We start from the raw sequence: 19,401 nt of genomic DNA on the forward strand, positions 1-19,401 counted from the left end.
AGTGGTGACACTTTTAAGTGTCATTGAAGTCTGCATCTAATAATCAGTGTTAATCCGTGCCAATCTGTGTCCATCTGTGGCTGTGTATCTGTGGCTCAGGCTCAGTTATAGAACCACTGACTAATGATAGAAAATGAATCGGACCTGCCGCCTATCTCCTCGAGGCATTCCGCGCATAACCCGTTTACCTGCGTATAACCTTCACCTTCGGTCTCCAGCTCAGCGTAGACCTTATCACAACATTCACAAACATAGTACACCTTCACCTAACCCAACCCCTTAAGCTCGTTTGCTTATAGGTTGGCAGGCTGGGGGCAAAGGTTATTCACATCTTTCTGAAAAATTATACGTATTCATGGCCTTTTCTATGCCCTGCCCTATCCACGTCTCTACCGCGTCTGCAGCGCGAGCTATGGCCCGGGCCATTGTCTCTGTCTCGCTCCCCGTAAAGCCATCCAGCACATAGTCGATAACATCTTCTCCCGTGGGGGGTCTTCCGATACCCACTCGCAAGCGGGCGAACTCTTCGGTTCCCAAGCTGCTAATCACCGAGGCTAACCCCCGGTGGCCTCCCGAACCCCCACGGGGGCGAATACGAATTCGCCCGGTTTCCAAATCTAGGTCATCGCATATCACCAAGACATCTTCCAGATTCAGCTTTAATGCTGACACTAAAGGTTTTACCGCTTGTCCGGAACGGTTCATATATGTAAGAGGCTTGGCTACCACCACCTCTTCTCCATGGCACTCCAGCCAAGCCATAACCGAACTGTGTTTGTATTCCTGTCTCTTAACCCCGTGGCGGCGGACCAGTTCTTCCACCACCATGAAACCCAGGTTATGGCGGGTCCCCTGATACTCCTTCCCCGGATTCCCCAACCCGACTACCAGTTTCACTGCTCCCCCTCCGAACCTCCTGAGAATACTAGAAAAACAGAAAACGGTAAGGCCCTGCCTCGATGAGCTTCAATCAAAAAGCTTGCTGACCGAAAGGTCTTCGTGAATACGTATTATGGCTTCGCCGATAAGGGGAGCCATGGAAAGAATCACCATATTGGGCAGCTTCTTCTCCGGAGGAACGGGTATGGTGTTGGTGATAACGATTTCTTTTATCGGAGCCTCCCTCATGCGTTCTATGGCTGGCCCCGAAAAGACCGGATGGGTGCAGCAAACATATACCTCTTTACTACCCATGTCAGTCATAACCTTGGCTGCACTGGCTATGGTTCCTCCGGTGTCTATGATATCGTCTATGATGATAACCTGCTTGCCGGCCACATCGCCGATAACGTTCATGATCTCCGATACGTTAGGCTCCGGTCGCCTTTTATCTATAATAGCGATGGTCGCCCCTAACCGTTCGGCCAGGTCCCGGGCTCTCCTGACCCCCCCTACATCAGGCGACAGCACCACCGCGTCCGTTCCCAACCCTTTATTCTTGAAATACTCTGCGATGGTGGGCACTCCCAGCAGGTGATCCACAGGGATATCAAAAAACCCCTGGATCTGCCCGGCGTGAAGGTCAACCGTTACTACGCGGTCAGCTCCGGCCGTGGTTATAAGATTCGACACCAACTTGGCAGTGATAGGATCCCGAGCTCTGGTTTTTCGATCTTGACGGGCATACCCGTAATAGGGAATAACGGCATTGATGCGCGCAGCCGACGCCCGGCGAAAGGCGTCGATCATTATCAAAAGCTCCATCAGATTCTCGTTAGCAGGGGGACAAGTGGGTTGGAGTACAAAAACGTCGACCCCGCGCACGCTTTCATCTATGGCTACGCTGATCTCACCGTCTATGAATCTTTTGACCTTGGCATCGCCGACGTGGATTCCTAAGTAATCGGCTACCTCTTGGGCCAGACAAACATGAGCGGTCCCCGTAAAGAGTTTCATCCTCCATCTGGAAGCATTCATGATTTTCCTCCCTCCCACCTTATCCTTCGTCGTGGGCCTGGTTTTTCCTCTTTGCCCACCCGCCAATATTTTTTTGTCTGGCCCTCTCCACCGCCAAAGTCTCAGCAGGTACTTCTTTGGTTATCGTCGAACCGGCACCGGTTGTCGCTCCCCGCCCGATCTTTACCGGCGCTACCAGATTAGTATTGCTACCGATAAAAGCGTCATCTTCGATAACCGTAACGTACTTGTTTTTTCCATCGTAGTTACAGGTGATGGTTCCGGCCCCTATGTTAACCCTTTTCCCCACCTGGGCATCTCCCACATAAGCCAGGTGTGGAACTTTGCTGCCTTCGTCGATGACCGACTTCTTTATCTCCACAAAATCTCCTACCTTGACCCCTCTCTTGAGCACCGTCCCCGGCCTTATATATCCGAACGGTCCTATATTGCAGCCTTCGCCTATTTCGCACTCCAACAGCTTGGACCTCTCTATCCTGACCCCATCCCCGATCACCGAATCGATTATGTGAGTACCCGGACCTATGACGCAGTTGCTGCCAATACGGGTGTTACCTTCGATAAACGTGAATGGGTAGATTAAGGTGTCAGGCCCCACTTCAACCTGCATGTCGATAAACGTGGAGTCCGGATCCATCATGCTTACCCCGTTTCTCATCAGTTCCTGGTTTTTTCTCCGCCTCAAAACCTTTTCGGCGTAAGCCAGCTGGATCCTGTCATTTATGCCGTGCACTTCTTCTGCATCAGAATGCAAGAAAACTTCTACCTGCAACCCGTTTTTAATCATCACCGGAAGCACATCGGTCAAGTAGTATTCTCCCTGCGCATTGTCCGGTTTTATCTCTTTCAAGGCTTCGAACACCGCTTGTCCCTGAAAACAGTAAAGTCCCGAATTGATTTCATCAATAGCCTTGATTTCGGGCGGAGCATCTTTCTCCTCGACTATCCGTTCCAGCCTCCCTTCACGGTCGCGGACAATCCTCCCGTACCCGGTGGGATCGGATAGCCTCGTGCTCAAAACCGTAGCCGTTGCCCCTTGGCCCCGATGGTGTTCGAGCAGGGCCTGGAGAGTTTCTGCCCGAAGAAGAGGAGTATCCCCGCACAGCACCATCACAGTATCGGAAGGGGCAATCAGTCTTTCCGCCTGCATCAGAGCATGTCCTGTTCCTAGCTGCTCGTCCTGGACCACGAACTCCAGACCCCTGTCGGCCAGCTCGTTCTCCAGTTGTTCACGCCCGTGTCCCACCACTAAGACCGCCCTGTTTAAACCCGCCCTGCGGGCCGCGGTTACCACATGCAGGACCATAGGCTGACCTGCAACCTTATGCATTACTTTAGGCAAGTTAGACTTCATCCTTACGCCTTTACCCGCGGCCAAAATAACCGCAATCTCTGCCAATCCCCTCACCCCGTTATCGACTTCTGTTATCCCACACCTAATATCCTTTCAGCCAGCCAGAGATCGCTGGGCTTGTCCACATCCACTCCCACTTCGGCAAACGGAGATATTACAGCCCGCCCTCGAATACCTACAACCCGATAGAATCTGGCTTCGGCATCGGGAATAGTAAGACGGCGAGTCAAATACTTCCAAGCCAGGCCTAAGCCCAAAAGGCGAGCCATCTGGAACGGGTTCTTGCGGCGGGCCACAAACTGCTTGGCCAAGGCCACACAGCTTGCGATCTTATCGCTCTTTATCACAAACAGGTTGCCCCCTGTGAAAACACCTTCTTTCAGCCTCACGTAGGTCCGCTTCACTCCTGGAAACCTTTTCTCATTCACCTCTCGGTTAACTATTGAATAAAAAAAATCAGCTTCTTCTCCCTCACACCTAGAAATGAAATCATCTATAGCTTCGGCCGTGATAAAGGGGATATCCGTAGGCAGTACCAGTACTCGGTCCGTAATCCCGGACCCCTCCAGCACTTCGATTCCATTGGCCAAGCTGTCTATAGAATCCTGCCCAGGTTCAGCAAAACGTAGGTTGTTTTCCTTCTTAAATATTTCCTGCAGAGACTGTTTCGGCCCAACTATTACTATGTTTCTTATCCGTTGCGACGCCCGGACCGCACGGTAAACGTAGTAAACCATGGGATACCTGCCGATGACGATCAACGCTTCACTGTCATAAGGGGCATACTTTCTTAATTCGGCCGAGTTAACCCCCCCTGCTAGGATCACTGCATCGTATTCCTGCATGTGATTCACCCCCAGTTTACTTGAGGTCGAAACCGTTCCTGCGCAATGCCTCCAGCATGCTGTTCTCCGCGTTCTCTATGTGTTCCTGAGCCAACTGTTGGGCCAAAGCTGTATTCCTGTCAGAAATAGCTTCCACTATCTTCTTGTGTTCTTCCAAGGCTTCTTTCATCCGTCCTGGAAAAGCCAAAGAAGTACTGCGAAAACGCTGTATCTGTTCCCGCAGGTTTTGAAGTATTTGTTCTAGTTTTAGGTTGCGGCTGGCCTTGTACAAAGCCTCATGGAAAAGGGTATCCATTTCCACCACTTCTTCCAAACGATTGGCCTCGATATGCTCACCGATTCGTACCAACAACCTTTCCATTTCCTCCAATTCTTCAGCGGTAATCCGCTCCGCCGCCAACCCGGCGGCCAGTGCTTCCATGGCTGCCCTAACCTCAAAAACATCGGCGATGTCCTTTAAAGAAATGCCAGCAACGTATGCCCCTTTGCGAGGGATCATGACCACGAACCCCTCGAGTTCCAGCTTCCTTATAGCCTCTCTCACCGGCGTGCGGGAAACACCGAGTTGTTCAGCCAATTGAATCTCCATCATTCTTTCTCCGGGCTTGAGAGTCCCGTTGATAATAGCTTCCCGGAGGGTTTCGAACACTACCTCGCGTAAAGGCTTATACGTGTCCAGTTTCACAGGAATCAGTCTGCTTTCCGGCATCCTTTCCCTCACCCTTTCTATAAGACTTCGTCAAGTATACCTCTCGGTATTCGAGCTTGAAACGGCCGAAAGCCTCCCTGGCTTCCCCTTCTTCTTGAAACACCCCAAAGACGCTAGGACCGCTTCCTGACATCAGAGCCGCTATCGCCCCAAGTCCTTTCATCCGCTGTTTGATACGGGCCACCTCCGGAAACCATGCAGTCGTAACCGCTTCCAGGACGTTCCCCATTCCCCGACAAATCATTTCTACGTCTTTGCACAAGAGCCCGCGCATCACCTCGTCTGTATCGGGGCGCTCGAAAATCTGCACTTTGTCGAACCTTTCGTAAACCTCTTTGGTCGAGACCGCAAAATCCGGTTTTACCAGCACCAAAGCTAGCGTCATATCAGTGAACAGCGGTGTGACTATCTCTCCCCTCCCTCGGGCAAGAGCTGTGCCCCCCAAAATACAAAACGGAACGTCGGAGCCTATCTTCGCCCCCAGACCCAGCATCTCATCCGGTGTAAGCCTGTCCCCATACAACCGGTTAAGCCCCTTTATAACAGCAGCCGCATCGCTGCTGCCCCCGGCAAGGCCGGCTCCTACTGGGATCCTCTTGTGGATGAATACTTCGACCCCGCCGGTAGCACCAACTTGCCTAAAAAACTCTACAGCTGCCCGGAAAGCCAGGTTGTCTTCCGCGCAAGGGAGCTCAGGCGAATCGGCAGTAACCTTGATACCCTCAGAACTTACTCGCAGGGATACTCTGTCCACCAAGTCTATCTGGTGCATTACGGTTTCGATTTCATGGTACCCGTCGGGACGCCGCCCCTTAACATCAAGGGTGAGGTTTATCTTAGCCGGTGCTTCTATTGTCACTGTTTTGAGCATGGTCTTGCCTTCTTCATTCGTAGCTTTGTCTACAGCTTCAATTATATTGTACCCAAAAAAAAACGCCAGTCCATCTGCCTCAAAAACGGGCCACAGACCACCATGACACTTAAAGGATCACCACTAGAAAATTAAAATAGATGAGAGTAGTCTATTTCCGAGGAGTGTTAGCCAGCTCGCTCCAAGACTCCGACTAGCATCAATTCGATTGAATCAACCCGGTTTTCGTTCTCTAGCGCTGCCATCGCTAGGTGGAATGAGCGTCTTCCCGGTCTTTTCTCGAACCAGCAGTACGTTCATCGTGACCCCGGCTGGTTATTGGACGTAACGCGTATCCCTTTTTCCCAGATCTCCCGCAACTTCAATTTCACCTCAACCCGAGAGTCCGCATTCAGGGTTAAACCTTGATCCTGTGAAGAAACCAGGCACAGTGGTGGGAACAATACACACCACCAGTTACGTCCTCGTCCCTCCCCGATGATTACCCTTACAGCTTCATAACGTCCCTGGGGGAATACCATGTCCCCGTAGAGCTTGGTGGGAAATTCGTACTCTCCCATCAACACGCGAACGGGATAATCGTATCCCTGGTTTTTTATCTCCGCTTGCGCCGTTTTCTGAATCAAAGGCAAACATTGACGTGTCCGGTTTCTTGCTTCTTCAACGTCCCGGATGTTGTTCAGCTCTTTTCGCATCAAAGTGACAATCCTGTCTTTGACTTTCAGCTTCAAGGCTTGGTCTTGTCGGGAATCGCTGTTGGCAATCACGTGCAGTCTTAGAACCTGGTTGTATACCTGGATTTGATTCATTTGCTCCATGTTCACCAATCCCAGAAGGGTGCCGAAAAGCAAGAGTACTATCAATGTGCGGTGCAAGTTCAAAACCCCTTTACCCTCTTTTCCTTTGAGTATTACCAGACTCCTTCGAATCTAAACCCGTTCTACAGGTTTGCGAATCAAGCCAAAAAAAAATTCCCCGGTCGTTTCCGGGGATACTTGGGCCTTTTTTTATTTTAGCCTGACTTACGGTAAGAATATCCCTTCTGGGTCAACCTTAGTATACAGCAGTTCCAATTGATGGTAGGTTGGAGGTAAAGTTTCACCCTTCACCCTAGATACATTCAGGTCGAAAGAAACGTTGTTCTTAACGTCCTCCACGCTGAACCCGGGATGCACTGTATCCAAATACATTAACCCTTCTTCATCGAAACGGAATATAGCCATGTCCGTAATGACCGCTACCGGCCCTCCGTGGAAGAATTTCCCGTAGATTTCTCTCTTATGAACAAATTCCCCACTCGGCCACCTGGGAATCCTCCAGCCGGGCGAGGTTATATAGTCGACGTGCTCGTTAAACCGGCGCTTTTCCTGAACCATGATGAATACGGTCCTTCTAGCAAAGGAGTTAATGTCCGCGTTGCCGCCGCTTCCGCTGAATCTCTTCTTAGGACGAGCGTAATCGCCGACGACCGTGGTGTTTACGTTCCCGTATTTATCGATCTCGGCTCCACCCAAAAAGCCCAGATCTACATACCCGGAATGCAACTGTCCATAAAATGCCTCGAACAATCCTGCGGCCTTTGACGCCTGGTAACAACAACGAGCATCTCCTACTGACGTCGGAATGTCAATGGGTCGTCCGCCTATGCTCCCGGCTTCGTATATGCAAACCGCGTTTGGCGCATGCTCGTACTGAGCCAAGGTAATAGCCAACATCGGCAGCCCCGTACCGGCAAACACCACGTCCCCATCCTTTACTTCTCTAGCCGCCGCAGCAGCTAAAAGATCTATCGGCTTGAATTCGCCTGGCTTTGCGTATTCGGTCTTAGCGCTCATTTATCTCTTCCCCCTTTTCACCCGTCTAGAATAGCCCAATACTCCAGCCCTCAAGCTTTCCAAACGCTCAACGCCAAGTTTCTTCAGGTAGTCCATATGACTGTCACAACTGAATATCCATTGCTCAGCCCACTTATCAAACTCTTCTTGAGTCCGTACCTTATTGAAATTCCTCAGAAACTCTGCATCGGTATCATAGAAATACTGGGAACCGGTGGGATGGGCTGCCCACGGACACTCGACTATATAGTCGATCTCATATCCGGAGGCTACATTCCTTTCGGGTTCTCGACGGAGGTATTCATCAGGCACTATTTCTTCGCAGATCACGATAACCTTGTCGGATGCTTTGATGACGTCCATGTCATTGTAACTCTGAGCCAGCACTCTTACAGTGCCTTCGGTGCCGACGTAGGGAGCATAAATCAAGGCCCAATCGGGGTTCACAGCCGGCATCAGTAAAAGCTCTCCCATGTCATAGAACGGGTCTTTCATGATATCGTACTTCTTGCGCGGTATCTTGGGATTGGAACCGTCTCTCAAACCTGCATTCCCCAGCATATCGTACTTAGGATTGAGGATGTCGGTCCCCATAGCCAAGGCAGTCGGAAAGAAGGGGAGCCCAAGAGACCCTGCCACTATGCGGGCAACGGCATGACCGTGGCTGAAGTCCTCGGTGAGGATCTCTCCCGCACACTGCTTGCGAGACAGGTTTTCTCCTACTTTTCCTAGGATTTCCTGCCCCATCCAGCTGCCTTCCCATATTTTGACACACCCGGCCCCAACTAGCATGTCGCTGTGGAAGCCACCTTGAACCTCGAACAAATGCAAATTCTTCCTGCCCTGCCTCACTAACTCGTAACACAGGGCTACCGGACGGCGCCAGATGGTAAAACCGCTAAAGGCTACTAGGTCGCCGTCTTTGATCAAACTGGCCGCCTCTTGGAGACTGATTTTTTCTGGTCTACCCATTTGATACCCTCCCTCTGCTCAATTTATCAAACAATGCAGCTCTTAAGCCGAACAATAACCTCAACTGCTCGCCATTTCTCTGTCTACCGGTCCCGGCACTGACTTTTTTGCCCTGCTGTTTCGCTTCCAGAAACCCAGTCCAGGCCCACTTGCATCTCTCTTGCAGTTACGTCTTTCCATCATTCCCAGGCGCTGCAAGTCGAAACAAAAAGCCTTGCTGAGCAAAAACAAACCTTATGAAGTCTGATCGCGGGGCCCTGCGCCTTCACCACAGGGGCGCTATCTTTCTTCCGCGCTGGGCAATTACGATACTACTCCGGTATCGAACAGCTTAAGGTTAAGTTCGAAGCTCATAAGATCTTCCCCCTTATTTACCTCTTACCTGAAAGGTTTGAAGAGAAACACAGGAGCAGATCCTTCGTGAGCTGCACTTTTGACCCCAGGAAAACCCGGTCTCTCTCTTCCATAAACTGGTAACTTCTTGTGTCAAGACATGAGGCATATTCATGCATGCCTTGACAGGCCAAGGTTATATATTCGATCTCTTTCGTCAAAATCCTCCTAGTCTAGAACAAAACATAATGATTTGGTGTCGTCACAAAACTGTAAAGAGTTTGGGATATAATGAAGCTAACCAGAAAGACCATGGTTTGCAGAAAATGGTTGCAGGTTAATGTCCAGATAAATCAAAGTCAAAACGGTGTTAAGCAAAGGAGGCTAACCTATGGCTTCCACCATTCTCGTCGTAGAAGATGAAGAGCTGGTTCAAGAACTACTGAGATTGTATTTAGAGAAAGAAGGGTATGCCGTCGAAGCGGCCTGGGACGGAGAAGAAGCTCTCAGCAAATTCCGGTCGAGTAACCCGGACCTCGTAATTCTCGACATCATGCTGCCGAAAAAGGATGGCTGGACGGTGTGCCGGGAGATTCGCGCGATGAGCAATGCTCCCATTATCATGCTCACCGCCAAAGGAGAGGAGTCCGACCGGGTATTGGGGCTGGATTTGGGAGCCGACGACTACGTTTGCAAACCATTCAGCCCCATCGAGCTGGTCGCACGGGTCAAAGCCGTGCTGCGCCGTACCTCTTTAGCTAATCAAGATGGAAACAGGGTTTTGTTCTATCCAGGCCTGACTGTGAATTACGATAGTCACCTGGTTGAGGTTGACGGTCGCAGAGTTTCCCTTACCCCCAAAGAGTTCGAATTACTGTGGTTTCTCGCCAGCCATCCTGGGAAGGTGTATAGCAGAGAGCAACTGCTTTCCTACGTGTGGGATTACGATTACCTGGGGGACCCCCGCACAGTAGACACCCATATCAAACGGCTAAGAGAAAAGCTGGAATCAGGGGTCAAGCAGCGGTACATAAGAACAGTATGGGGACGAGGTTACAAGTTTGAGGTGGCAGAATAGATGCGTGCAAACCTCTTTACCAAGTTGATGGCTTCTTACCTCGCTATAACCCTGGTAACCTTGATAGCGGTCGGGTTCGCTACTTCTCAACTATTAGCCAACTATTTTTACACATCCAAACAGCATGAGCTCGAACGAAAAGGGCAGGAATTAGCGCTACTGGTATCCGCGTACCTCGAAGGTAACACAGAACAACGGATAGATCCCATGCTGGTTACCCTCGGCCATTTTCTGAATGCCCGCGTGCTGTTAGTCGATAAAGAAAACCTGCAACTGGCAAGCGCCGGTGTTCCGCTTCACCCGCCCCTTTGGCTGACAGCCGGGGAGGCCGAGCGCATCCTCAACGGGGAGACCATCAGTTCTCGCGGGTACCACAAGCGTTTTCAGGAAGCCGTGCTTTCGGTTACAGTTCCGGTGTATGCGCAAGACCAGGTGGCAGGAGCCCTGGCCATAGCCGCACCGATCGCGGGTTTAACTGCTACCATCAACGCCATCCGGTCCCTCATCCTTTACGCGGCAGCAGCAGCCGTGGTGCTCTCAGCCCTGGTAGGAACGTGGCTCTCTCGCTCCATATCCCGCCCTCTCAGCCAAATGAGCCGGATAACCCGCGAAATGGCCAAAGGTAACTTTGACCAGCGAATCGAAGTTACCACCAGTGACGAAGTAGGCCAACTGGCCCAGGATTTCAATTACCTGGCAGAGTCTTTAGATGCCACCGTAACCGCTCTTTTCCGAGAAAAGAGCAAGATTGAAAGCATTCTCGCTCACATGGCAGAAGGGGTGTTGGCTGTGGACGGACAAGGTCAAGTTATCCTCGCCAATACCGCCATCTCCAGAACCTTAGCCGTGAAGCCGGAAGACATCATTAACCGCCCGCTCTCCGAATTGCCGTTTTCGGGAATACCTGAGGTTTTTGCGAGCGTGACTGATTCAGGAGAACCCCGCTCGGCCGAGTTGGATCTGAACGGCGGGAAAACTTGTGTCCTGATCCATGTTGCTCCTTTGACCAATGGCGCAGGCAAAATAAGCGGTGCCGTAGGCGTGCTCCAGGACATAACCGATATCAAAAACCTCGAGGTCTGGCGCCGTGACTTGGTAGCCAACGTCTCGCACGAACTGCGCACCCCCCTGACCTCGATCCGGGGATTTATAGAAGCCATATTAGACGGCACCATCAGCGGCCCCGAGGCCCAAAGACACTACCTAAAGGTGATCCACCAAGAAACAGTCCGTTTAACCCGGTTAATCCGCGAACTGTTAGACCTGGCCCAGATGGAAGCGGGTAAGATCGTATGGGAACTCCATCCAATCGAAGTTAGCGAGCTGGTGAGCCGCGTCCTTTTCAAGCTGGGGCCGCAACTCGAGCAACACCAGATCTGGGTAAAAGTCGACATTTCACAGAGCTTGCCGCTGATGCTGGCTAACGAAGACCGCATGGAGCAGGTGTTAACTAACCTGGTAGAAAATGCCATCCGTTACTCTCCTCCCGGCAAAACGGTGACCGTCAAGGCCGGTTCAGACAACGGATTGGTTCAAATCGAAGTTAGCGACGAAGGTCCGGGGATCCCCGAGGAAGACCTGCCATATATATGGGATAGGTTTCACCGGGTGGAGAAATCTCGTTCCCGCAGCCTGGGTGGGACCGGGCTAGGCCTGGCAATCGTTAAACAAATAGTAGAGGCTCACGGCGGAAAAGTCGGGGTTCATAGCCAGCCCGGGCAAGGATCGACCTTCTTTTTTTCCATCCCGGCAGTACCTGCGGAAAACTGATTTCGCCCGAAGAGCCTGTTCCTTAAGTTGCCGGGTGGAAAAGATAGTCTCCGCTTACTTGATAGAGATAGAACCGTTTTTTCAAGTGATGGGCAAGCACCGATTCTTAGAATTCATATCTAATCGGTGTTTTTATTTTTGTTAGAGTTTGTTCACAAAATAGTAACAGATATTGGTTATGGTAGAAACAGAATACCAAGTCTTTTGACAAGAGGAGTGGGTAATTTTGAAGACTATTCGTAAACTACACCTCTGGACAGGGGTCATCGTAGCCGCATTTCTTTTACTGCAGTCGATAACCGGCCTCATCCTGGCCAACGCTCACTGGTCTGGTCAAGGTCCGCCTAGAGCGGGGTTCGATGCAAGCCTCGGTTTGAATGAAAGCACCCAATTAGGCACGCCAGGATGGGAAGGCCCAGGATTGCAAGGAGGAAGAGCCGGCTCCGGCGGGCCGTACGCGGGCGGCCGAGATCTGGGTACTCTGGCAGTGATTAGGGCCCTGCACAAAGGACGGGCCGGCAATTATGATTTCTCGCTGCTCTTAGATGTGGTTGCCATCGGTTTCATACTGGTGACCATAACCGGGCTTATTCTCGCTTATAAGGTGCTTAAACGGCCAAAAGAAAAAGCACGATTGAAAAACGGCGATGCGCGGCACGAAATCCCCGAAGCTCTAGCCGGGGATGCCACGACACCTGACAATGGCGCGGATGCACCCGGCTCGAACGTAAATGAGGACTCCCCTAATCGTGCAAAAGGGGAATAAAGAGGTGAATGGCATGCGAAAATCCCTGGTAATCGCCTTAACCGTACTGTTCGGCATGCTGTCTATTTGTCCCGCGGCCAGGGCAGCGGACCAAACTCAATCCCTGACCCTCGAGCAGGCGGTTGAAATGGCCTTGTCCTACAGTCCTTCGCTCAAGACCAAAGAGCTTTCTTTGGAACAGGCGGAGTACGAACGGGAAGCAGCGGCCACGGCTGTCAGCTACACCCCGACCGGGCAGGCGGACGCCGAGACCGAAAAAGCCTTCAACAACCTGGTTCAGAAAGACCTCAACTGGCAGGTAGCGAAAAAGGAGTTCGCGTCCCAAAAAGATTCGGTAACCATCCAAGTATATCAGGCATATTTCAACGTGCTTCAAGCCCAGGCAGCTCTAACGGCAGCCGAAAAGAGTTACGCTTATGCCGACTACCAGAAGAGAGCTGCCGTTCTCAAGCACCAGTTCGGCAAAGCCAGCCTCTTGGAAGTGAAACAGCAAGAAAATTCGTGTCAAGCCGCGCAGGCCCAACTGGAGACCGCTAAGCAAAATTTGGAAGACGCGTATCTGAAGCTCGACCAACTGATAGGCCTGTCGTCTTCGGCCCGTCCCGTGCTCACAGACGAACCCGCATACGACCCAGTCGAAATCACCAGCATCGAGGCCGAAGTATCCCGAGCCCTGGATGAAAGCCCGACCGTAAAACGGGCCCAGCTCTCCGTCAACCAGGCCCAGATAGCCCTGGACATATACAGCTTCAGTAATGCTGAATACAATTCATACAAAGCCCAACAACTGTCGATCCCTATGGCCGAGCAGAACCTGGTCTCAGCCAAGAACCAGCTCGAGCAGCAGGTACGCTCACTCTACAGCAGCATAACCCAGCTTGAGAAGAACTACCAAAACCTGCTCAGCCAGTCCCAAACCGCCCAGCAGAACCTGGAGTGGACCCAGCTTAAACTCAAGTACGGAGCCGCCAGCCGCATGGAAGTAGCCCAGGCAGAAGCCGAAGCGGCTAAAGCCTACCAATCCCTGCTCGAGGCCAAATGCCAGCACGCGGTCCTAGCCAAAGCCTTCGCCACCCCCTGGGCGTATAGTGGAAGTTAATTGAGAATGCAGAATTAAGAAATGAAAATAACTTCCTTTCGTTGGGCTCTATGTTCTTTGACGAAACGTAACCCGTTACAGGTTGGAGAGAGGAGAGAAACGCATGTTGAAAAAATTAACCGGCGTTTGGTCGCGGCTATCAAAGAAAACTAAGCTGGCCGCGGTAGCGATAGCCGTATTGCTGGTCGGAATCGCGGGTTGGAAACTTATTGGGGCCGGGTCTAAAGACACCGGGTACATAACCTACCAGGCAAGTTATGCCGACATCGTTCAAACTGCAACCGCCTCAGGTCAGGTTGAACCGGTCCAGAGCGTGACCCTGACCTTCAAATCCCAGGGTTATGTTCAAGAATGTAAGGTCAAAGTCGGGGACACCGTCAAGGCCGGGCAGGTCCTGGCTGTAGAAAGGAGCGAGGACCTCGAAACCGCCCTTGAACAAGCCCAGGCCAGTCTCGACAATGCCCGGGCCAGCTACAACCGACTTGTTTCCACCTACCCTCATAAGGTAGCCCAGGCTCAGGCCCAGGTAGACCAAAGCAAGAGTAGTCTCGATATAGCCAAGGCAGAATTCGAAAGGTCCGAGCCTTTGTTCGAAGCCGGAGTAATTTCTCAGTCGGAGTTAGATTCGGCCCGCGCCAGCTACCAATCGGCTCTGTCCCAGTACCAGAACGCCCTCAGCAACCTGGAACTCACCAAAGACAAAGGAGACATCGAAGTAGCTGCCGCCCAGGTAAAATCAGCCGAAGCTCAGGTTTCTCAAGCCCAAAACAACTTGAACAACTGCGTCATGATCGCCCCGTTTGACGGTTTCGTCGCCGCCATCACCGGCAATACCGGGCAGTGGACTGCGGCCGGGACCTCCTCCGAAGCCAGCTCTTCCCAGTTCAGCATCACCGTCTCGTCTACCGAACTCCAACTGGCGGCCCAGGTAAACGAAGCCGACATCAGCAAAGTCAAAGTAGGGCAGAAAGTAACGTTCACAGTCAACGCCTATCCCGATCGGGAATTTTCGGGCAAGCTGTTGTCCCTTTCCCCGCTGGCCACTACCTCCAACAACGTGCAGGTCTATGACGCGGTCATCAGCATCGACGATTACCGGGATTTGAGAGCCGGGATGCCGGCGTCCATCACCATAATCGTTGGCGAGGCCAAAAACGTCCTGGCTGTGCCCCAGTCCGCCCTCGACTATGGAGAGACCTACCTGGCATCCAACCGGTCGCTTTCAAAGACTGGGACTGACGTCAGGTCCAGCTCGTCCCAGGCCCGGTCCCAAACCAAAGAAACCTCGAATTTTTCCGGCCGGGCCACGAACCAGGCCTCGAATCGAAAACCCATAGTTGTACTGGTCGACGGCAAAGAGGCCCTCAAATGGGTGGAAACGGGCCTGTCAGATGACGTGAGTATCGAGATCAAGTCCGGGTTGAAAGAAGGCGAGGTAGTTATAACCAGCAAGGTCAACTCGACGGCTACCTCCACCAGTTCGACCAGCACCAGATCGTCCACCCGGAACAACGCTGGGCCAGCCTTCCCCGGCGGCCCGTTCATGCACTAGGGCAGAAGGGGGAGATGACGCGGTGACACAATCCGCTCCTTTGATACAGTGTCGGGGGCTGACCAAGGTCTACCCCTTGTCCGGTGTAGAAGTGATGGCTCTTCGGGGCATTGACCTGGACATAGATAGGGGCGAAATGGTAGCCATCATGGGGCCTTCCGGCTCCGGCAAGAGCACCCTGCTCAACATACTGGGGGGCATGGACCGCCAAACCAGCGGCACCTACATCTTGGAAGGGGTCGAGGTCAACCAACTGGATGACCGGGAACTCTCTATCCTGCGTAATAAACGGCTGGGCGTCGTCTTCCAGCGCTACAACCTGTTGGCCCGATCCACGGCGCTCGAAAACGTAAAGCTGCCCTTATATTATGCCGGCCACGACTCCGCCACCGCCGAGAAAATCGCCATGGAAATGCTGGACACCCTGGGCATATCCGAGTTGGCCTCCCACCGTCCCAACCAGATGTCAGGCGGGCAGCAGCAGAGGGTAGCCATAGCCAGGGCCCTGGTCAACCAACCGGCAGTTCTTTTGGCCGACGAACCCACAGGAGCCCTGGATTCGGTCACCAGCGAAGAGATAATGCGGCTTTTCCAAGAGGTAAACCGCATGCACGGAGTAACTGTCGTCGTCATAACCCACGAAGCCAACATCGCCCAGTTCTGCGATCGCCAGGTATCGATGCGGGACGGCATAATCGTGAGCGACAGCAAATATATGTAATTGTTGTGAGGACGCAGATTTACGCTGATTAGGTTTAAAGTTGGTTCTGCAGACGGCATATAAGTCTGCATTAATCGGCGTTAAAATCCCAAAATGGGGGGTCCGTACAATGAATCGGTTGTCGGTAAAGCCAGAAATATTGGCCCAGTTCTGTTTTCAGGCATTGAAAGCCAATAAACTCAGGTCGTTTCTCACCATGCTCGGGATTATAATCGGAGTGGCGGCGGTCATCGTAATGACAGCTATCGGCCACGGAACCCAGGAACAGGTCCTTTCCCGGATTAATCAACTGGGAGCCGACCGCCTGACGGTGATGCCGGGAGGAGGCGGACAGTTCGGCCGGGGCAACCCGGGAGCGAGCAAGCTCACCATGAGCGATGCCGAAGACATCGCCAAGCTGTCCTCGGTAAAGGCCGTGGCACCGGTCGTTCGCCTCGGAACCCTGGTTACCCGAGCCAACTACAGCTCGGAAACCAGCATAACCGGTACCACTCCCGACATAGCCCAGATTTCGAGCCTTGTAATCCAGGAAGGTAGGTTTATAAGCGAGCAGGACGTAAAATCCATGAGGCCGGTAGCGGTACTGGGGCAGACAGCCTACGAAAACCTATTCCCGGCCGGAGCCAATCCTATCGGAGCCGAGATCAGAATGCAGGGTGTAGCTTTTAAGGTGGTGGGGCTTCTGGCATCGGTAGGTGCCCAAGAAATGACGGATCAGGACGATGTCATCTACGTTCCTATCACCACGGCCCAGATACGCCTGCTGGGAACTCAAGACCGCATCAATAGCCTTATCATACAGGCCCAAAGCCCGCAGGCAACAGAACAGGCCCAGACCGAGATAACTGCCCTGCTGCGCAAGGCCCACGGCCTTACGGACAGTGACACTGATGATTTTCGGGTCATAAACAACGCCCAGATCCAAGAACAAGCAGAGTCCGTGACCGGTATCTTGACCCTTTTCCTGGCGGCTGTAGCCGGCATTTCTCTAGTGGTAGGCGGCATCGGCATCATGAATATCATGCTGGTGTCGGTCACGGAACGGACACGCGAGATCGGGATACGCAAAGCGATAGGTGCTAGTCGGGAAGATATCCTGGCCCAGTTTCTCCTGGAAGCGGTATTGATGTGCTTCACCGGGTCTTTGGTCGGTATCATCTTGGGTGCTGGGACCACCAAGGTCTTCACCTGGATCGTGGGATGGCCGACCAGTATATCTTTATCTTCCGTTATCCTGGCAATCGTGACCGCCTGCGCTATAGGCATCTTTTTCGGCTACTATCCCGCGCGCCAGGCTTCATCCCTGGACCCGGCCCAGGCCTTGAGCTATGAGTAGAGCCGGGACCGCTTAAACTAAACTTGAGCCACTGAGCGGCGAAATGCTCACAAAAAAGTGGACCACTCCATCAATATCTGCGGCTTAATAGGGCATTATCATCACCAGGTTTTTTCACATACAATTCTGAACTTGATCCTCCGTGCCCCGCTGCACAAATCATTTATCAACAAAGGTTATACTTTCCACCGAGTAACCGGCTCTTTTTAGGTGTTCTTCAAATGGCACGTCCCCCTGGTAAATCACGGGCCAGGCCCATGTCTCGGTTACCAAAAACAGAGAGTATTTTATCTCTTCTGTTTCCCCCTCTTGTTTCATCCGTTCAAGTATATTTTCCGGAATTGTCTTAGAGATATTGGGAGAACGATACCTTTCAACAACCGGGTTGAAAATTGAAGCTCTTTTACAATAACCTTTGTAAGCAATGTTGTCTTTAGTATCTAAGTAAACATAGGTATTGCATTGGCTCCAAGTTGGATGTTTTTTAAAGTGCCTTTCCGCCCGGGCTTGATCAATAACTATTGATTCTACAATTTCCCTGGATATTGAAGACTCTTTTGATTCAATCTGATATCCAAGATCTATCTCTAATTCAATTAGTTTATTAAAAGCAATCGAATATGAATCCGGACTAGCAATCAAGTACCTAATCCCCCAAACCCTGGCCAGTTCCTGATCTTCGTCGACATAACTCTTGTACATAACCGCATAGTTGTCTATCACGCTGTTATCTAGCGCAATACCCTGCAGGGCGGCTTTGCGGGCTCTATCCTTGTCTTCGGTTTCAAGGTAATAGTATGCCAGGTCCGCCAGCATGCCAGCGTCTTTTACCTCCGCCAAGTTTATCGTTTTAATAATTTCATCCGCTTTTTGGGGATTGTTTAATCTGCGGTAGCTTTGAGCAAGCAAAAGTTTCATACGGGAACTGTCTTTTAAATCACCGCTTAGTTTCTCATATTCAGAGATTAGCTTTTCAAACTGGTTCGCCCCATACAGCCCGGTTAGTTTGTATAAAAAACCAGTCCTGGCTTGATTTTGCCGTATATATTGGTCACCCAGGGCTATCAGTTCGGACCACTGACTATACAGTTCACCCAACTGTCTATAGGCTGACGACTGATTCGGTTCCACGCTCAGGGATTTGTTTATGGCTGCCAGGGCCTTTTCTTTTTCTCCATTCTTTATGTATAGCTCCGCCAGAAGCGATTCTAGTCGATACTGCTCCGGATTTCTGGCTGCCGCCTGTTCCAGCAAGGTTATGGCTTCGGCGGTTCTACCCTGCCGAATCAAATAATTTGAATACGCCTCATAAACTGATACAGAAGAACTGTTTCTACCTAATAGTTGTTTGTAAACAGCTTCTGCCTCATCGTCTTTCCCTTCATCAAGCATTAATCCGGCTAAGGCCAGTCGCAGTCGTTCATCATTAGGCAGTATCTTTAAACCTTCCTTCAATACTCTTTCTGCTTCACCCGCTTTCTTCTGCAAGGTATAAGCCAGTCCCAAACCCTTATAAGCGGTAATGTTTTTACTGTCTATTGTTATAACTTCGTTATAGGCCAATACCGCTTCTTTGAACTTCTTCTCCGCCAGGTACTTAACAGCCAATTCCAGCTTCTCTTCTACCCCAGCCTGAACCGCTTTCTTTCTGTCAAACGACCAGCAGCCTGCAACGCTAATAACAATCGTCATCACCAAAAATACGGCTGCTGCTTTTGTCCTGTAACCAAACATCTCCCCATCCCCCGCTCGTTTTCACTCTGGTTGTGATTAAAGGAATCAAGCCGCTAGACACGACTTGATTCCTTTTTGCCATGCCATACTTTAAAACTCGATTACACGGGGATCAGCTGTGAATGAGTAAATCGTGGCCGTAGCATCTTTCAGATATAACACCTCTGTATTATCATCATCTGCTTTATACATTTTTTGCAATTCTGGATATGCATTTAACATATGCTGTTTTGCTTCTATTCTGTCGTCCCTTACTACGGTCGCCGTTACACGAATCCACTCTTTGCCGTTAAAAGCGCAAATCTCGATTTTGGGATTTGCTTGCATTTGTTTGGAGACATTTTTGGACTTGCCGGTTTGGATATAGAGCTTATCTTCAAATATCTCTATCGTGCCAAAGGGCCGTACTCTCGGCTGATCACCATCCATAGTCGCGATAAAATAAACACCGCACTTTTTCAAGAACTCGTAAACCTCTCTCATGAATTATTCCTCCGTTTCAGTTGGGG

The 19,401-nt window shown here is 51.3% G+C and carries 19 protein-coding genes; 7 read left to right on the plus strand and 12 right to left on the minus strand.

Annotated features, from left to right (window positions below; translation table 11 throughout):
* Nucleotides 1–101 precede the first annotated feature (101 nt).
* The 10 genes from HPY90_RS08690 to HPY90_RS08735 form a co-directional block, all read right to left on the minus strand.
* On the minus strand, nt 102–266 hold the full coding sequence (locus HPY90_RS08690) for a hypothetical protein (protein ID WP_287193681.1): 165 nt from the start codon (nt 264–266) through the stop codon (nt 102–104).
* 55 nt (nt 267–321) lie between these two features.
* On the minus strand, nt 322–897 hold the full coding sequence (gene pth / locus HPY90_RS08695; RefSeq protein WP_287193683.1) for an aminoacyl-tRNA hydrolase: 576 nt from the start codon (nt 895–897) through the stop codon (nt 322–324).
* 69 nt (nt 898–966) lie between these two features.
* Nucleotides 967–1,917, minus strand: a complete 951-nt coding sequence (locus HPY90_RS08700) for a ribose-phosphate diphosphokinase (RefSeq protein WP_013174309.1) — start codon at nt 1,915–1,917, stop codon at nt 967–969.
* 19 nt (nt 1,918–1,936) lie between these two features.
* Nucleotides 1,937–3,325, minus strand: a complete 1,389-nt coding sequence (gene glmU, locus HPY90_RS08705) for a bifunctional UDP-N-acetylglucosamine diphosphorylase/glucosamine-1-phosphate N-acetyltransferase GlmU (RefSeq protein ID WP_502707201.1) — start codon at nt 3,323–3,325, stop codon at nt 1,937–1,939.
* A 17-nt stretch (nt 3,326–3,342) separates the two neighbouring features.
* Entirely contained in the window at nt 3,343–4,116 is a 774-nt protein-coding gene (locus HPY90_RS08710) for a nucleotidyltransferase family protein (RefSeq protein ID WP_013174307.1), read from the minus strand.
* A 16-nt stretch (nt 4,117–4,132) separates the two neighbouring features.
* Entirely contained in the window at nt 4,133–4,825 is a 693-nt protein-coding gene (locus HPY90_RS08715; protein ID WP_013174306.1) for a GntR family transcriptional regulator, read from the minus strand.
* The gene (ispE, locus tag HPY90_RS08720; protein WP_287193690.1) at nt 4,782–5,696 is read right to left on the minus strand and encodes a 4-(cytidine 5'-diphospho)-2-C-methyl-D-erythritol kinase; all 915 of its coding nucleotides are present in this window, start codon (nt 5,694–5,696) and stop codon (nt 4,782–4,784) included. Before ispE ends, HPY90_RS08715 begins: the two co-directional genes overlap by 44 nt.
* Nucleotides 5,697–5,992: 296 nt before the next feature.
* The gene (gene spoIIR / locus HPY90_RS08725) at nt 5,993–6,571 is read right to left on the minus strand and encodes a stage II sporulation protein R (protein ID WP_287193693.1); all 579 of its coding nucleotides are present in this window, start codon (nt 6,569–6,571) and stop codon (nt 5,993–5,995) included.
* Between the two features lie 147 nt (nt 6,572–6,718).
* Nucleotides 6,719–7,531 (minus strand): CoA-transferase subunit beta, encoded by an 813-nt coding sequence (locus HPY90_RS08730; RefSeq protein ID WP_287193695.1) that lies wholly within the window; start codon nt 7,529–7,531, stop codon nt 6,719–6,721.
* Nucleotides 7,532–8,503, minus strand: a complete 972-nt coding sequence (locus HPY90_RS08735) for a CoA transferase subunit A (protein WP_287193698.1) — start codon at nt 8,501–8,503, stop codon at nt 7,532–7,534.
* Nucleotides 8,504–9,227: 724 nt separating this feature from the next.
* Between HPY90_RS08735 and HPY90_RS08740 the strand changes: the two genes are divergently transcribed.
* The 7 genes from HPY90_RS08740 (at nt 9,228) to HPY90_RS08770 (ending at nt 17,158) form a co-directional block, all read left to right on the plus strand.
* Nucleotides 9,228–9,914 carry a response regulator transcription factor gene (locus HPY90_RS08740; protein WP_287193700.1) on the plus strand — a complete coding sequence of 229 codons (687 nt, stop codon included), beginning with the start codon at nt 9,228–9,230 and terminating at the stop codon, nt 9,912–9,914.
* Nucleotides 9,915–11,684, plus strand: coding sequence for an ATP-binding protein (locus tag HPY90_RS08745; RefSeq protein ID WP_287193703.1), 1,770 nt, complete (start codon nt 9,915–9,917; stop codon nt 11,682–11,684).
* Nucleotides 11,685–11,910: 226 nt separating this feature from the next.
* On the plus strand, nt 11,911–12,450 hold the full coding sequence (locus HPY90_RS08750; protein WP_287193704.1) for a PepSY-associated TM helix domain-containing protein: 540 nt from the start codon (nt 11,911–11,913) through the stop codon (nt 12,448–12,450).
* Nucleotides 12,451–12,463: 13 nt separating this feature from the next.
* Complete coding sequence (locus tag HPY90_RS08755) at nt 12,464–13,549, plus strand: TolC family protein (RefSeq protein WP_287193772.1); 1,086 nt, start codon at nt 12,464–12,466, stop codon at nt 13,547–13,549.
* A gap of 103 nt (nt 13,550–13,652) precedes the next feature.
* A complete protein-coding gene (locus HPY90_RS08760; protein ID WP_287193707.1) occupies nt 13,653–15,101 on the plus strand; it encodes an HlyD family secretion protein in 1,449 nt (482 codons plus the stop codon).
* 22 nt (nt 15,102–15,123) lie between these two features.
* Entirely contained in the window at nt 15,124–15,822 is a 699-nt protein-coding gene (locus tag HPY90_RS08765; RefSeq protein WP_287193709.1) for an ABC transporter ATP-binding protein, read from the plus strand.
* A 109-nt stretch (nt 15,823–15,931) separates the two neighbouring features.
* Complete coding sequence (locus HPY90_RS08770) at nt 15,932–17,158, plus strand: ABC transporter permease (RefSeq protein ID WP_287193712.1); 1,227 nt, start codon at nt 15,932–15,934, stop codon at nt 17,156–17,158.
* A 159-nt stretch (nt 17,159–17,317) separates the two neighbouring features.
* Here HPY90_RS08770 and HPY90_RS08775 read toward each other — a convergent pair whose 3' ends face one another.
* A complete protein-coding gene (locus HPY90_RS08775; RefSeq protein WP_287193714.1) occupies nt 17,318–18,892 on the minus strand; it encodes a tetratricopeptide repeat protein in 1,575 nt (524 codons plus the stop codon).
* A gap of 90 nt (nt 18,893–18,982) precedes the next feature.
* Entirely contained in the window at nt 18,983–19,375 is a 393-nt protein-coding gene (locus tag HPY90_RS08780) for a pyridoxamine 5'-phosphate oxidase family protein (protein ID WP_013174294.1), read from the minus strand.
* Between the last annotated feature and the right edge of the window lie 26 nt (nt 19,376–19,401).

Origin of the sequence: Syntrophothermus sp. (assembly GCF_013314835.1) — a bacterium.
Classification (GTDB): Bacteria; Bacillota; Syntrophomonadia; order Syntrophomonadales; family Syntrophothermaceae; genus Syntrophothermus; species Syntrophothermus lipocalidus.

Coding starts and splice junctions, on each gene's coding strand:
- HPY90_RS08780 (WP_013174294.1), bottom strand. CDS start 19,375: ATGAGAGAGGTTTACGAGTTCTTGAAAAAGTGCGGTGTTTATTTTATC.
- ispE (WP_287193690.1), bottom strand. CDS start 5,696: ATGCTCAAAACAGTGACAATAGAAGCACCGGCTAAGATAAACCTCACC.
- HPY90_RS08735 (WP_287193698.1), bottom strand. CDS start 8,503: ATGGGTAGACCAGAAAAAATCAGTCTCCAAGAGGCGGCCAGTTTGATC.
- HPY90_RS08770 (WP_287193712.1), top strand. CDS start 15,932: ATGAATCGGTTGTCGGTAAAGCCAGAAATATTGGCCCAGTTCTGTTTT.
- HPY90_RS08745 (WP_287193703.1), top strand. CDS start 9,915: ATGCGTGCAAACCTCTTTACCAAGTTGATGGCTTCTTACCTCGCTATA.
- HPY90_RS08700 (WP_013174309.1), bottom strand. CDS start 1,917: ATGAATGCTTCCAGATGGAGGATGAAACTCTTTACGGGGACCGCTCAT.
- HPY90_RS08730 (WP_287193695.1), bottom strand. CDS start 7,531: ATGAGCGCTAAGACCGAATACGCAAAGCCAGGCGAATTCAAGCCGATA.
- HPY90_RS08755 (WP_287193772.1), top strand. CDS start 12,464: ATGCGAAAATCCCTGGTAATCGCCTTAACCGTACTGTTCGGCATGCTG.
- HPY90_RS08775 (WP_287193714.1), bottom strand. CDS start 18,892: ATGTTTGGTTACAGGACAAAAGCAGCAGCCGTATTTTTGGTGATGACG.
- HPY90_RS08715 (WP_013174306.1), bottom strand. CDS start 4,825: ATGCCGGAAAGCAGACTGATTCCTGTGAAACTGGACACGTATAAGCCT.
- HPY90_RS08740 (WP_287193700.1), top strand. CDS start 9,228: ATGGCTTCCACCATTCTCGTCGTAGAAGATGAAGAGCTGGTTCAAGAA.
- HPY90_RS08760 (WP_287193707.1), top strand. CDS start 13,653: ATGTTGAAAAAATTAACCGGCGTTTGGTCGCGGCTATCAAAGAAAACT.
- HPY90_RS08710 (WP_013174307.1), bottom strand. CDS start 4,116: ATGCAGGAATACGATGCAGTGATCCTAGCAGGGGGGGTTAACTCGGCC.